The following is a 15,452-nucleotide window of genomic DNA, read 5'->3' on the forward strand; positions in this document are numbered from 1 at the left end:
ATACATCGTATTGTGTTCAGTACCAATAATCAGCGAATTTTGAGCTGTATTCTTTACTTGTATAGTATCATAGCCCATAACATAAAATGACTTTTCTTGTAGTACAGGAGAGCTGTACACAAGAGAATATTCATCATTGACAGACTTTAGCTTGCCAAAATCCCATATAACATTTTCACCAGATCTTCCTGGATCTTTGTAGTCGACTTGTTGTTTGATGATTTCATCGCCGGAGCGGAGTCCATTGTACTGGAGATTAATCTGACCAAATGTGAATAATGGGCAGAGAATCAAAATGAAGAGATGTAGGATTTTCATATGGTTATTGTTTTATTTCTTTTTAGACAAAGAGGTTTGAAGTATTTCTATTTTTTGTTCCAGTTCTTGATTCTTCTTTTCTTGTTGAATAACATAGAGGGTTAATTCTTCAATCTACTGAAGAAGTTTAGCTTGCATTTCTCCAATATTTATACCTTCCTCTTTGACTTCATCTTCTGATGGAATATTAGGTAAATGCTTGTGCTCCTTTATATGGGCTTCTACTTCCTGAAGTGAAGGTAGTTCATAATCTTCGTCAAAGACGAAATCAGACCAATTGTTTAGGTCTATCTCGACATTCTGTGCATGAATGGTACCTGCTACATCAAGAAGTTTTTTCGGGTTACTAGTTCCTATACCGACATTGCCTTTTTCAATAAAATGATTCCCGTTTCCTCTAATCATTAAATTCCCTGAGCGATTTACGTCTTCATTAATGATTGTAGATACAGTAAAATCCGGAATGTTTATAGGGGATGGACTCTCATTAATTTGTATCTGATTAAGAGCCGTTAATGCAGTAACCTTTGTATGCATATAAGTAAGTCTAACTTTGTAATGGCTGTAGTACCTTATATCAAGGTATACAGGAATGGCTTTATTGATATAGCCTCCCTCCTGTGTTGCCAGGTTGTAGGGTGTACCTAATGTTATCTTTGCATTATGATTTATACCTTGTGAATCTATTAATTTAACTTCCGGATTTCCTTGTCCACCCTGTGCATATCCAATCTCAACTGAGTACTTTTCATATCCTGTTGAATAGGTAATATGAAATAATTCTACAATTATCACTGCTCCCGGTTGCCAGCTATAAGAATTATAACCTACTGTTGCTATTTCGAACCTTCTGGCTTGTGTTTGATTAGCTGTAAAGTTACCGATAACACTGGTTTGTACTCCATTCTGGTTAGTATAGGTTTGAGAAAAAGTGGGAATGCTAATTAAAGTCAGAAATACAATAAGTATTCTTTTAATAAGAGTAGTTTGTTTTTTCTTGACAATAGAGTTTATTACTCTAGATAAGAATGTTCTTGTCATAAAATATAAATTTATTAATTGTTGGGCTTTGTTGTCGTAAGTTGTCGGTAGGCTTTTTATCCTTTTTACTGATTTAAATGAGATGATTTATGATAGGTTAGAATAAGCTATCATAAAATATAGGCATATAAAAGAAAGAATCGGATGCTTTTACTTAGTTATAGATAAATAAAGTTGAGATTGGATTATTGTGTTTCTTCATAAGGTTTTGTTATCGCATTTTCAAACAAAAATAAACATATTTTTTATTTTAACAACATTAAAATAATATAGAATTACAATTAGTCCTGTACTATTTATAACTACTTATCACCATAGTAGGATTGGTTTATACCTTTACTAATTAAAAGAAATAATCGTTAGTGAAAATGTCATGGGTTAGAGATTATATATTCATCTTTTTTATATATTTGTAGATATAAGTCAGCATGTAAACGGCTGCAAAATACAGAAGGAAACCTGCTACGAAATAGGTGGAGTTTGTAAAATATAGATTTTAAACTTGTTGATATAGTGATGGATACAAAGCAGTATTCAGCCCCAGCGGGATCACTAAACAAAAAAAGACTTTCAAGAAATTGAGAGTCTTTTTTGTTTTATTTATCTTCTAACAAAAAATTATATTGGTAGGTGCTGCTTCAGTTCCCTCAAAATATCAAACAATATATACAACAGAAAAATAATACGGCTTAATTCTCAATCAGAATTAAGCCGTATTATTTAAGCTGGAAATCATCCTTAATATTATCTGACTGATGAATAATTTTTCAGGATAATAAAAAGAGAGCAATAAAGTCGCACATCTAGATGTATATTATAAGCCAAATATGATTAGATATAACCTGACACCATATCTTTTACGGCATCTACCCATCGATCGTCTGCATTAAGACTTTCTACCATAGTTAGTTTCTCACCTCCATTGGCAACAAATAGCTCTTTGTATTCAAAATCAATTTCAACAATTGTTTCAAGGCAATCTGCGACAAATGCCGGAGCAACCACTAACACACGCTTAATTCCCTTAAGAGGAAGTTCAGCCAATGTAGCATCCGTAAAAGGCTTTAACCAATAGTTAGACAACCGTGATTGAAATGAAGTTGAATAGCGTTCTTTAGATAAGCCCAATCGTTGAGTTAAAAGACGAGTTGTCTCATAACAAGTTGCTCTATAACAAAACTTGCCATGCTCGGGCATAACCTCATCACAATTGCAGCTAGCTGTGGATATTTTTGGATGAATTTTATCTGTATGGCGAGTCGGTAATCCGTGATAAGAGAAAAGAACGAAGTCGTAATCATCAAGATTATATGATGATATACGTTGAGCAAAAGCATCTAAAAATCCGGGATGGTCATAGAATTGATTAATTATATGAACGCTCGGAATTACATTCCAACCTCTGATTTCATCCCACACAGTCTCAATAGCCGAAGAGGTTGTTGACGATGCATAATGGGGAAAGAGAGGTAGAAGAATGATCTTGCTGTATCCTTCTTTACGAATTGAATTTAGAGTTGCTCTTATAGATGGATTTTGATAACGCATAGCCATAAAAACAGAAGCTTTATCTTCTAACTTTTCTTGGAGTTTGTTTTTTAATTCAACCGTGTTTATTAATAAAGGAGACCCCTCCTTTGTCCATAGTTGTTGATATAGTTTGGCTGATTTAGGTGCACGAAAAGGTACGATGATAAAATTCACCAATATCTTTCTAAAAAGCCATGGCAAATCAATCACCCTTTTGTCATTAAAAAACTGAAACAAATAACGACGTACTGCTTTAACAGTAGGCTCATCAGGTGTTCCCAAATTCAGCAGTAATACAGCTGTTTCATTATTTTTCACGGAATTATTCATTGTCACTTCTTGTTTGTTGGTGTTATCTTCTGTTTTCGTTCTTCTGTAAAAACGTCCTATACTTTTCTTCTGAAATTCATAGAAAAAACGGTATTGTCCGAAAATAGTTCCCACAACTATCAATAATATCTGATATGCAGGAATCAAAATCAATATATAAAGCGGAACTTTTATCCAAAGAGATGTGTCGGAGGTAATACCGATCAATTCGAATACAAACTTTCGCACAACCATGGCAGCACTACCCGTAACCGAAAATACGATGAAGATTATGGTTAATTGCCAATTGGAATAAATATTCCATTTTATCTTAAATTTCTCAAACATTTTATTTTAGAATTACAATTTACTGAAATTTATGAGAGTAAGAGAGTAGATACAAATATAAAATACAATAATTACTCAAACAGAGACACATTTCGGGTTGAGAACCTACGCTACAATGTAATACAAAGTTAGAATATATAGATATAATCGATTAGCAAAATAAGTGATAAGAATAGTAATAAACAATCATTTTTGATTAAAAGACGACCTGGGATTTATTCAAATAGTTTCTCTTATTTAGAATTGTTCTATCTTTATAAAACAGAACAAATAATCTTTTATAGTGTGAAAAAGCAGAATGTAGACTCCTTGAAAGAGAATAAAGAACGAAAGAGTTGCTCTGACTATTTTTTTGTAGCTTCTCTTGATAATTGTAAAGAACAATCATTCCAAGATGCATATACAGAAAGAAAAGATACTTATGAAATACTATTTGTAACGCAAGGTTTTCTTGTAAGAGAATCTGATCCTATACAAATTCAAATAAATCCTAAAGAGCTATATGTTTCTTTACCCGGACAAACTACCTTTTTACACCCACTGTCAGATACAGTAAAAGGGTTCTATTGTTACTTCAATACAAAGTTTCTAGATTGCATACACATAAAAAACAGCTTGGAATATGAGCTTGCATACATCAATAGTTTTATGCGTCGCTATCCAGTGAGGCTACCAACAATTGCTTTCGAGAGAATACTATTTTGCTTTGAAAGCTTATCTAAATTATATAATGACGTAGATATAGATTATCAACTAATAAGAACCTACATAACAGCTGTTATTTACGAAACCCGAAAAATTCTTTCAGAGAGCGCACTTGATCCCTATCCTTCAAAATCTTTTAGAATAGCGAAACAGTACCATGATTTATTGATGCAACATATAAGTGAACACCAAAATCTGGATTTTTATGCTTCACTGTTGAATATAACACCTAATCATTTAAATAAATCGGTAAAGCAGACTACGGGAAGAACAGCGAATACAATTTTAAATGAAATAAGGATATTGGAAGCCAAAATTCAATTAAAATACTCAGATACACCCATTGGAGATATTGCCCTAAATCTGGGCTTCAACGATGCTTCTTATTTTACAAAATGCTTTAAAGACACTGCGGGAATAACTCCCTTTCAGTATAGAAATATATAAAAAGAGGAGTACTTAATAGCACTCCCCTTTTGTGTAAATTCTGCAAATTAACTCACAACCTCAATATAAAGCTTTATTATTTTCTATATTCTTTTTTCTCGACAAAGCCTCTAAGAAATAATAATCGGCATATACAATAGGAGCATCTATCTCATCCGATGAAGGGTAATTACCCGTTGAATGTAATAATAAGAAACCTTGTGTTGTTCCCTCCTGAGCCATGTAATTATCAATCAAGCTACTTAGTATTGTATCAGCCCATGTTGTGTATTGTGCTTTGTTTACACTATATTCTGAAAGTTCATATAGCGCGGAAGCAATAATACACGCAGCAGAAGCATCTCTCGGTGCATTGGGGATAGCAGGGTCATTAAAATCCCAATAAGGAATCATATCCGCAGGCATATTAGGATTAGAGAAGATAAACTTAGCTACTTGCTCTGCTAACTTCAAATAATCAACATTCTTTGTATAACGGTACGATAAAGTAAAGCCATACAATGCCCAAGCCTGACCTCTTGCCCATGCAGAGGGATCAGAGTATCCTTGATGAGTTTGTTTCTTTTCCACTTTCCCTGATATCGTATCATAGCTAACCACATGGTAAGATGAATAGTCGTTTCTGAAATGGTTCTTCAGAGTTGTTTGGGCATGTTTATCCGCTATCTCATAATATTTTTTATTGCCCGAGGTTTCTGCTGCCCAGAACAAAAGCTCTAAATTCATCATATTATCTATAATTACCGGAAATTGCCATTGGTCTCGATGATGATCCCACGAACGAATAGCCCCTATTTTAGGATTAAATCTTTTCGACAAAGTCTCAGCAGATTGTAAAAGGACTTCTTTGTAATGATTGTCATTAGTCAACTTATAACCATTTCCGAAAGAACAAAACAGCTTGAATCCTAAATCGTGAGTACTTCTATCCATTTTCTCACCTTCGATTAATAGAGATTGTTTATTCGCTTTTTCTTTCCATTGGTTTTCTTCAGTATATCCATATACATACCAAAGTGCTCCGGGAAAGAAACCCGAACACCAATCGCGTGGAGACACCATTCTTAGACTTCCATCTTTTTCTACTGTACGAGGATTAACCAGATTCTTTTTATCTGTCATTGCTAAAGATTTATTCATACATAGAAAAGCATAATCGTATTGACGAGTAGTAAACGAGAAAACTTCGTCTATTGCATCGGGTGCACCAAAAAGGAGCCTGTTGCGATCGGACATTTTTTGGTTACTGTATTTCTTGTACAGTGCCACATAATTTTGCTTGGATGGATCAAGGTCAACAATACGAAAAAGATCTTCACATAGCTCTTGTTGTTTAGCTTCCCAACCGCTTATTTGCTGATAAGGAAAATCTGAAACATCTTTGCCCAGAAAAGAACTGAGATAGTCAACCGCTTTATAAAAGCTTCTGCCATCAGACGATTCCATTTTATGTAAATCCTTACCGAAGTATTTTGCTATTGCAAACATATCGATCATATGACGAATATTATACTCTGAATATCCAAACGCTAATGTTCTACGTAATTCCTGTAGCTGTTTACCATCAGGTTCGATTTGTGCAAACATACGTTTTGTCGGAAATTCCTCTACAACTCGTTTTGCACCCTTTTCATTTCCTGAAAACAAGAAATAGGTTGCGAGTTGAACATCGTATGCCAAACCATGATTGTTTTTAGCATTATTTTCACCAATACCTTGTTCGCTGGATTCAAACCATTCGGTAAATTCAGCAAACCATCTTTGCAAACCCTCCTTGTCTTTTTGAGTATAACTCTTTGACTTCTCCAAAAGTTTTACACTATTCAACATATCAACAAACGAATAGGTATCAATTAATCCCATAGGACGACCTTTCGAATCATTAAGTCCTGGGATGAATTGCGCGTAATTGAGATTTGGATTCATCCTTGTCTTTTCATTCAGAAACCAGACACGAAGAAACTCTGTTGCTTTTTCTGCGTAACGCTCATCACCACTAAAGAAATAAGCCAATGATAATGTATTTACAGCATTAGCCATTTCTCCTAAAGGGTTTCTATCATAATTCTCCAATTCGGGGTTAGATTGCCCATCTCTGTGAATGTAGGGCAATCCGTCTGCCTTTGTAGAGTCTGGCCAAACATAACGACTCAGACTTACATAGTCGTGTATGTCTCCACTGGGAGGAATAGGCTTTTTATCAGTCACCGATACAGATTTCTTCTGCATAGCTCGGTCGGCATCTTTCAAAAGTGACCTATATGCACTTGAATAAGTGAGTGAATTGATATCCGTTTTTACAGATGTCATTTTGCTGATATCCCATATCCATTGAGCATTAGCGTAGGGTATTATCCCTAATAAAACGAAAAATAGAATAAGTGTTTTTTTCATAGATTAATAGGTTTAAACGATCAATATAATTATAACTTTCTAACCTTTAAAGCATTCATAAATGATTTTCCTGAAAAAGATCTAAACTTTATTTCGATATAATGCTGTTCTCCAACTTCTATGATGAACCTCTTTCTTTCGAGCCCATAAAATCCAGAGCTTCTAGCAGGGTTTATTTTCGATTCTACAACTTTGTCATTAATAACAATATCGAAGATGCTCTCATTCTCAGAAGAATCTTGCGTAGCCTCACTTAGATCGTAAGCAAGCTTCTCTTTAGGTGTGAATATGTCGGAGAATGATAGTTCTACTTCATATCTGCCTGCGGGAACATCGAAGCGATACTGATCCGGCGATTCTCTCAAACTCTGATATAAGGGATTATCTGCTGTTGCAAGAATCTCTCCTTGCGTTTGATAAGGTTTGCCACCAATAAAGCCCCAACTTCCGGCAGAGTATTCTCTATCGGGTAACCAAGTCAACCCACTTTCGGGAGATGTATAGAAAGAAGAACTTCCTGCATTTATAGCTAATTCTAATGATTTTAAATTTTCAGCATCTAATATTTCGGGTATTGAGTTGAAAGAGATGGATAGAGCGGTTTCTATCGGTTTTTCATCGAATACACCTTTAGCCATCAAAAAATTATCTCCTGTAATAAAAGGGACTTGCCATGTTGCAGTACGATTCTCACATTTTTTTATACCAAGAGACTTACCATTTTGAAATAATTCGACCTCAGTCAAATTAGAGTATATCTTCAATGGTTGTACACAAGGCTCTCCCGATTTAGTGATACCCGTTCTTTTTTGCCAATCGTGAGATGCAATATGAAGAACGGGAACATCTTTCCGATAAAAGGCTTTAAAGAGGAAATATACATCCTTAGGTGTTCGATCCGAATAAACGAGTCCCTTGTTATTGATTCTAGGCATAGACTCGTCACGTAGAGCTGATCCAAAATCTATAAAATTCCAATAGGTCGCGCCACTTACATACTTCTCTTTTTCAATCACAGACAGATAATGCTCAATGTATTCTTGCTGATACTCCACACTAAAGTCAAATCGTTTTGGAAACAAAGAGTGTATACGTTTGTCGGATCCAGCTCCATATTCACTAACTATTTTAGGATTATCTGGATGTTGCTTTTGTTGTTCTTGCAGAAATTTTTCAAAACCGGTGAAACCGTCGGAATACCAGCCCTGATACAGATTCCAGCCTACAATATCTACAACATCATTAAAGCCGGCTTTGTTATATGAATCACTTCCATGAAAAGCCATTACACTGGGACGAAATTTGTCTTCTTCTTTCAAAACCTTTTCGAGACGATTAGCTAAAGCCAAAGCTCGGTCGGTTGCTACTTTAAGGTCATCTCCCTTAAATTTTCGTTGTGTTACTAAGAGTATTTCATTCATATATCCCCACATAATAATGGAAGGATGATTATAATGCTGGCGGATCATTTCTTTCAGCATATTCTCACAATTTACCGGATAATTGGCATCCTCGGGAACAATATCTATAATAGGAATTTCTTCCCATGCTAATATTCCCAATTTATCGCATAGTTCGAGTATGGCATCGTCTTGAGGGTAATGAGAGATGCGGATAAAGTTTATCCCCATTTCTTTGATCATCTGCATATCTCTGCGGTGCATTTCATCGGTAAGAGCATTGCCAATCGGCTTTTGATCTTGATGTCTGCACATTCCATTCAGTTTATAAGATTTTCCATTGAGAAAGAAACCTTCCTTTCCATCGAATTTATACCAGCGGAAACCTGTGTTATTATTGATTTTATCTAATACCTTTTTTGACTTCGAATCATAAATAGCCGTTTCAATCGCATATAAATTAGGATTCTCAGGAGACCACAGTTGTGGATTTTCGACCTTGCCTGAATAAGAGAAACCTCTCTTCTCATTGGGTTGAATAGAAACGATGTTCTTATCTGTTTTGATAATCCTTCCCTGTGGATCTTTTATTGTATAAACTACTTCTACCTTCTTAACTAATGATTCATCATTTTTTATGGCTCCTCTCACCGTATAAAGGGCTGAAGATTCGGAGACGTCCTTGGTGTCAATAAACACACCATTAGAACCAAAGTCAGACAAATCGAAATGCTGTTTAGGTGTAGATATTAACCAAGCATCCCTATATATTCCTCCAAAGAAAGTGAAGTCTCCCGAAACCGGAGGTACATCGGTTAACGAATTATCTACTTTCACAGCTATAAGATTCTCTTTACCTATAAGACAATAGGGGGTAATGTCAAATGTAAATGAAGTGTAGCCTCCACGATGTTCACCCACCATATTTCCATTTACATATACAGAAGCCACAGTATTAGCCGCATCGAATCTTACAAATAACTGTTTGTCCTTGTATTCATCGGATAAGTATATATTTTTTCTGTACCATCCAATCCCTCTGTAATATGCTTTATCTGTATAGGCATCACTATTCCAAGTATGGGGTATCGATACTCTTTCCCATAATTTATCGTCTATACCAACCCGAGATGCATCGGTTACATCCTGTTTTAGGAATCGCCATCCGTCATTTATGGTTTTTATATCTCGTTGGGCACCCACTGTTAATGAAAACAGAAATAAATAGATAAACACAATTGTAAATCGATAGAGTGATGTTGTACAAGCTTTTTTCATCAGAGATTTTTTGTAAATTAAAAATAAGAGAGAAGAGGCAGAACACAAACTTACTAGGTATGATGTCCTTCCTCTTCTTGACTCAACTATAAAAGAATCTTTAAAAACTACTTTATTTTTTGATATTGACTGTTACTTTATAATTCTGAGTAAATGATCTCACCTCATAGTCATTCGTAATACTATTTGTGATATTTGTATATGTAATTTCATCTTTAGGATCGAATGTCAGCACATTAAATGAACCGACTGAGGCATTGAGAGCTTTTACATATATATTTTTCACTCCCTTTATTGCTTGAGGCCAATCAGTCGTAAATGCTCCGTTTGCATCAGGTTCTAAAACCTTACCGGCTTCATCTACTATCTGATAATCTGTTCCTCTTATTAACGCTCCTGATACATAGTAGTAGGTCACCACATTGTATGAACGAACCCGTTCACTATGAAATTGAATTGGTATAGCCAATGTTTCTCCCTGCTTTATGTTGAATACAACATCATTTTTTAGTTTTCCCCAATCTTGAAAACCAATATAATAGATGTGTTCCATTGCTGGGTCTCCATCACTCCATTCGTCATCACTACAACTTGTAAATGAGCATGTAGCTATTATTGCCAATAATATTAATAATATCTTTTTCATATGTCTTTTTTTTACCAATTAGGATTTTGAGTAATATTTCCTTTCGAAAGAGCAACTTCATTCAGAGGGATCGGATATAAATAATCTCTTTCAGGATCGAATCTTCGATCGCCTCCTAATTCAATAACATACATATCAGCTTCGTTATACGCTTGTTGTCCATTCAATTTTCCGTTTGCATCCGTTAGTCTCATTTGTAAATCTTTACGCACTTTAGTTGTTTCTGAATCTACAAACTTGGCTCCAATAATATAAGTAGGCAGTACTACCTCTGCAATTTTCCAGCGAATAATGTCATCATAGCGGAAACCTTCGTCCAGTAATTCAACAGTTCGTTCGCGACGAATTTCATCAATCATGTTTAAGCCATTAGCTGTAACAAAATCATTGGTCAGTTTTACATTAAATCTGGCTCTAGTACGTAATCTATTCACGGTTTTATCGAGTTGATCGTTACTTATTGATCCATTAAGTTCGTATAAAGCTTCAGCGTAAGAAATCAGTATTTCGCCATAGCGGATAATTGCTTTATCTACAGTTTCTTTATAAACTGTTACCCACTCATCCAACATAAAACCTTTCTTCAATGAATAGCCATTTCCGTGTTGTTGAACAAAAGGAATATAAGCTCCTTTATAAGCATCTTCGCCTAAGCTGTAAACTGTCATCTTTAAACGAGGGTCTCTGTTTGCCAGAGCGTCATCAAAGCTTTTCTCTGGAGAGATTTTAAGAGGAGACTTCTCTCGAGGCAATCCATCGCTATAAAGGAACAAATCTATCATTTGTCGGGTTACTGAAACGCGGTTTTCCATTTCTCTCGAATTACCATGAACTGTTGTTCCTGCTCCATTAGGACCATATACTTTTACGAAAATATTTTCTAGATTCTTAGGTCCTTCACCACTGAAAGTGAATAGTTTCTGAAAATCAGGATAAAGATCGTGCCCTTCTTTCATTAATAATTCTGTCGCATCAATCGACTTTTTAAGGTGTGCGCTGTAAGCATTGCCAAGCTTATGGTATTTAATAAAAGTACCTTCATACAATCCTATGCGAGCAATCATACCCAATGCTGCCGAGCGAGTAACTCTGCCCCAATCTTTTTCGGCCAATTTAGCCCTGGTTGGTAACCATTGTGCTGCAAACTCCAAATCTTTATAGCATTGCTGAATAACTTCTTCCCGAGGTGTACGACCGGTAAAAATAGCCGGATCGTTAGGATCAGCCACTGCTTTTAGAACCAACGGAACATCACCATACAGTTTTACTAACAAGAAATGATAATAAGCCCGAAAGAAATAAGCTTCAGCTAACCATCTATTCAATGCTGCCTCTTCTAAGTTCGAATTTGGGGCTTTCTCTAATATATTATTAGCTGTGAAAATACGAGTATATGGATCAGTCCAATCATTTAAAGAAGTAGTTGGTACAGTACGACTACCTGCCGAAACTCCATTTGCTGAGGTTTGCACCAATTCATCGGAACGAGTATCATGATAAACTCTACCTCCATTGTTACTAGTGTTAGACATATAGGTAAATCCTGCTAACTCGTCATACATACGATTACATGCCCCACGTACATCGGTTTCAGTTCTCCAGAATGCAACGTCTGTTAAAGAGGTTTCCGGAACTTTATCTAAGTCACAAGACGAAAAGAACAGAACAGAAACCATTAATAATAAATATATCTTTTGCATAATTATCTTACAATTTAGAATGTAACATTAATACCAACAGTCCAACTACGGAAGAATGGGTAGTAACTTGCTTTCGCATCATTAGTTACTTCCGGATCGAAAACGGATAACAGATCGGAGTGTTCCCAAATATCATCACCGGCAATATATACTCTCAACTTATCAATAACTGTTTTCCTAACGGGCACAGTATAACCAAACTGAGCATTTTTGAGACGTATATAAGCTGCATTTTGTACCCATTTGTCTGAGGGTTGATAGTTGAATGCATTTCCATTGTATAAACGTGGCCAATATGCATTCTGATTATCTTCGGTCCAGTAATCACGATGTATGGTCCATGGCATATTTGCTGTTGATTGGAATGGTGCAATCGTACCTGTATCAATCAAAATCTTACGTTTTGCAACCCCTTGCCACAACATCGAGAAGTCGAAATTTCGCCATTGTAATGCAATGTTCAATCCATATAGATAGCGCCCATTAGAATTACCGAGATAAATAAGATCTCCCGGATCTTCTGGTGTACCGCCTCCGGCACCGATAGTATGATTAGAACCTCCTTGGGCAACATATCGGGTATCACCCCCGCTTACATTCGCATCATTGAATGACTCATAACCGGGATTTGCTTTTTTATAAGCAAGGTATTCTTCTCTACTTGACCAGAATCCATCGGTCTGATATCCCCAAATGGTATTTAATGGGTATCCTTCCAAAAATTTCTTAGAACCAGCTGATATTGTGTTAGCTCCATTGAGTTTAACGAGTTCGTTTTCGCTGTCGGATAGATTGAAACCCAGCTGATATTTTACCTCACCTATCTTATCTCTCCAATTTACCTGAAACTCCCATCCCCAGGTTTTCAATCTCCCGATGTTACCATATGGAGCTTTGACGCCTACTAGGTTAGGCAGGTTATATTCAATAAGCATATCATTATTAGTCTTCCAATAATAATCACCAACAAAGCTCAGACGAGAGGATAGAAGATCAACATCAAATCCAATATTGGTTGTTGATACTACTTCCCAACTTTTATCTTTAGCTGCCAGTCTTTCTTGATAATAGTATTTGTCTCCCATGATTGAGCCATCGCTGAGCAGAGGTAAATAATCGTAAAATCCTACAATGCCCCCTATACCCAATTGTCCCCACGATGCTCGAAACTTCAGATTGTCAATTTTGTCTATGTTAAACCAATCTTCTTCATTGATACGCCATCCGACAGAGAACGAAGGGAAAGCTTTCCAACGATTGCCTTGCGATAAACGTGAACTTCCATCATAACGAACATTGGCTTCGAACAGATATCGGTTATTGTAATTGTAGTTTATTCTGCCAAAATATGACATCATACTCCAAGTTTCTACAAGATCGCTCAACTGTGTATTTGTAGGTATTGAAGAATCATAGGCATTAAACGAAAAGAAATCATTCGAATTCAAATTTTTAGCTATGGCTTTCACTTCATCCTTTCGGTAGTTTTCATAAGAAGTTCCCACCAGAATATTGAAACTCTGTTTACCTACACTAAAGTCGTAATAGGCTAGAGCATCAAAGTTGTTATGATAATCGTAGTTCTTCTTTTTCTCTAGTGAATTTGGGTTGTTTTCTTGGAAACGTATAGTTGTACCCAAACGATCATACCATGTTAATGTACGTTTTATGACTTTACTATTAAAATAGCCAGATTGTCGAGAAGCACTTAATTGGAATCGAAGTCCTTTTACCAAGTTATGTATATGCAATTCACCTCTTCCCATGTAAGCTTCGTACCGCTCTTCGTTACTTCCTCCATTTCTCATTAAATCAATAGGATTCACTTGCAAATCTCCATTATAAGGATTAGTCTTAAAGTTGATATCTTCTTCTGGATTATAAATTGGCTGACGTCCTCGTACTCTATATAGGCGTTCTAAGATATTTTCGGGTTTATAAGAATTTGCTTCCATAAATTGCCCGTTATAACTTGCATTTATGCCGAAGCTCATATATTTATTTAACTCCGAGTTAAGTTTAACCCTTAAGTTATAGCGTTCGTTTTTGTCTGGACCATATTTTAATATTCCATTTTTAGAGAAATATCCGGCTGATACCAAATAGTTCAACTCTTTATTTCCACCCATGATCGAAACTCCATGGTTTTGCTGACTAGTATGATCTTTTGTTCCTTCGGCAATCCAGTTTGTTGCTTGAAAGAAATCCCAGCGACCATTCGTATTATTAGGGCGGTAATTAAAGTTAGGATTACCTACCCAAGACGATTGCTCTTCATTCCATTCGGGTGCACCGCTCGCATTTATACGAGATTCATTAATAAACTTCTGTTCTTCCCATGCTGGTAAACGTTGTGGCATCAGTCCCGGAGTATTTACTGCAAAGTATCCGTTGTATGAAATACGTACTTTACCTTCACCTCCCGATTTTGTTGTTATAAGAATTACTCCGGCAGCAGCCCGAGCTCCATAGATTGAGCTTGCAGCAGCATCTTTTAAGACCGATATGTTAGCTATATCATTAGGATTTAAGAGATTCATATCACCTTCAACCCCATCTATTAAAACTAGTGCTTTGGTGTCATTGGCTGACGAAAATCCGCGAACACGTACCCCCGAAGTTTCATTTCCGGGTTGTCCTCCCGATCTTAAAACAGCGACACCCGGCATTTCACCTTGCATTGCTGATAATACATCGGATGAAGATTTATAAGAAATAGTAGATCCATCTATCGCTGCAACAGATCCCGTAAGGTTTACTTTCTTTTGAGTCCCATAACCTACAACGACTACATCGTCTAGCATTTGGGAGTCTTCTTTCATCGTTACGTTTATCTGACTTTTATTAGCAACGACTTCGTGTGGAATATAACCTAGAAATGTAAATACCAGTGTAGCTCCCGATTTTGTGTTAAGTGTGTAGTTACCATCAATATCTGTAAGCGTTCCGTTTGTTGTTCCTTTCTCGTGTACAGTAAGTCCTATTAAGGGTTCTTTCATTGCATCATCTATAACTCGTCCTCGAACGGTCATCGTTGTGTTTTGAGCATAAAGACTTACGTGAAAGAGAAGCAGAAGAAAAACGAAGACATAGCTTTTCTTTAATCTTTTTGATAGATTCTTTTTCATGAATAGTAGATTTTTGATTATTGTTAACTTTTCGGAGAAGGCCTGCTCTTACTGATAACAAAAATAGGAGGGATACTATTCTTATGTTTGTCTAAGTGGGTAATTAGTGAATTGACAAGATCCAAAAAGTAATGTAAATGTCTGTTATATTGATTTGTATAAAATAGGAGGATACACAAAAAAGTGGATTGCATATAGAGTCTATATA

Annotated in this window: 8 protein-coding genes and 1 pseudogene; 1 reads left to right on the forward strand and 8 read right to left on the reverse strand. The window is 35.9% G+C overall.

All coding sequences use genetic code 11. The annotated features are described in order from the left end of the window. The 3 genes and pseudogenes from IR022_RS09860 to hemH all read right to left on the reverse strand — a co-directional run. Positions 1-318 (reverse strand): annotated as a pseudogene (locus IR022_RS09860) (hypothetical protein); the annotation flags it as partial. 114 nt (positions 319-432) lie between these two features. Further along, positions 433-1,359 (reverse strand): hypothetical protein, encoded by a 927-nt coding sequence (locus tag IR022_RS09865; RefSeq protein WP_194203578.1) that lies wholly within the window; start codon positions 1,357-1,359, stop codon positions 433-435. 831 nt (positions 1,360-2,190) lie between these two features. Next, positions 2,191-3,546 carry a ferrochelatase gene (gene hemH, locus IR022_RS09870; protein WP_199327765.1) on the reverse strand — a complete coding sequence of 452 codons (1,356 nt, stop codon included), beginning with the start codon at positions 3,544-3,546 and terminating at the stop codon, positions 2,191-2,193. A gap of 285 nt (positions 3,547-3,831) precedes the next feature. Between hemH and IR022_RS20240 the strand changes: the two genes are divergently transcribed. Continuing rightward, positions 3,832-4,698: a helix-turn-helix domain-containing protein gene (locus tag IR022_RS20240; RefSeq protein ID WP_157258268.1), complete on the forward strand. Its 867-nt coding sequence runs from the start codon at positions 3,832-3,834 to the stop codon at positions 4,696-4,698. A 60-nt stretch (positions 4,699-4,758) separates the two neighbouring features. On the opposite strand, the gene IR022_RS09880 is transcribed toward IR022_RS20240, so the two are convergent. From IR022_RS09880 to IR022_RS09900, 5 genes are all read right to left on the reverse strand, one after another. After that, on the reverse strand, positions 4,759-7,092 hold the full coding sequence (locus tag IR022_RS09880) for an alginate lyase family protein (RefSeq protein WP_194203579.1): 2,334 nt from the start codon (positions 7,090-7,092) through the stop codon (positions 4,759-4,761). 29 nt (positions 7,093-7,121) lie between these two features. Further along, the gene (locus IR022_RS09885; protein WP_194203580.1) at positions 7,122-9,770 is read right to left on the reverse strand and encodes a glycoside hydrolase family 2 TIM barrel-domain containing protein; all 2,649 of its coding nucleotides are present in this window, start codon (positions 9,768-9,770) and stop codon (positions 7,122-7,124) included. 112 nt (positions 9,771-9,882) lie between these two features. Continuing rightward, the gene (locus IR022_RS09890) at positions 9,883-10,416 is read right to left on the reverse strand and encodes a hypothetical protein (protein WP_050710441.1); all 534 of its coding nucleotides are present in this window, start codon (positions 10,414-10,416) and stop codon (positions 9,883-9,885) included. 11 nt (positions 10,417-10,427) lie between these two features. Next, positions 10,428-12,116 carry a RagB/SusD family nutrient uptake outer membrane protein gene (locus IR022_RS09895; protein WP_194203581.1) on the reverse strand — a complete coding sequence of 563 codons (1,689 nt, stop codon included), beginning with the start codon at positions 12,114-12,116 and terminating at the stop codon, positions 10,428-10,430. Between the two features lie 14 nt (positions 12,117-12,130). Further along, positions 12,131-15,244, reverse strand: coding sequence for a SusC/RagA family TonB-linked outer membrane protein (locus IR022_RS09900; protein ID WP_194203582.1), 3,114 nt, complete (start codon positions 15,242-15,244; stop codon positions 12,131-12,133). Positions 15,245-15,452 lie beyond the last annotated feature (208 nt).

It is taken from the genome of Dysgonomonas sp. GY617 (assembly GCF_015233815.1).
GTDB lineage: Bacteria > Bacteroidota > Bacteroidia > Bacteroidales > Dysgonomonadaceae > Dysgonomonas_A.

What these genes read in the sequence shown, in the direction of transcription:
- IR022_RS09895 (WP_194203581.1), bottom strand. Translation starts at nt 12,116, where the DNA reads ATGCAAAAGATATATTTATTATTAATGGTTTCTGTTCTGTTCTTTTCG.
- IR022_RS09880 (WP_194203579.1), bottom strand. Translation starts at nt 7,092, where the DNA reads ATGAAAAAAACACTTATTCTATTTTTCGTTTTATTAGGGATAATACCC.
- IR022_RS09885 (WP_194203580.1), bottom strand. Translation starts at nt 9,770, where the DNA reads ATGAAAAAAGCTTGTACAACATCACTCTATCGATTTACAATTGTGTTT.
- IR022_RS09890 (WP_050710441.1), bottom strand. Translation starts at nt 10,416, where the DNA reads ATGAAAAAGATATTATTAATATTATTGGCAATAATAGCTACATGCTCA.
- IR022_RS09865 (WP_194203578.1), bottom strand. Translation starts at nt 1,359, where the DNA reads ATGACAAGAACATTCTTATCTAGAGTAATAAACTCTATTGTCAAGAAA.
- hemH (WP_199327765.1), bottom strand. Translation starts at nt 3,546, where the DNA reads ATGTTTGAGAAATTTAAGATAAAATGGAATATTTATTCCAATTGGCAA.
- IR022_RS09900 (WP_194203582.1), bottom strand. Translation starts at nt 15,244, where the DNA reads ATGAAAAAGAATCTATCAAAAAGATTAAAGAAAAGCTATGTCTTCGTT.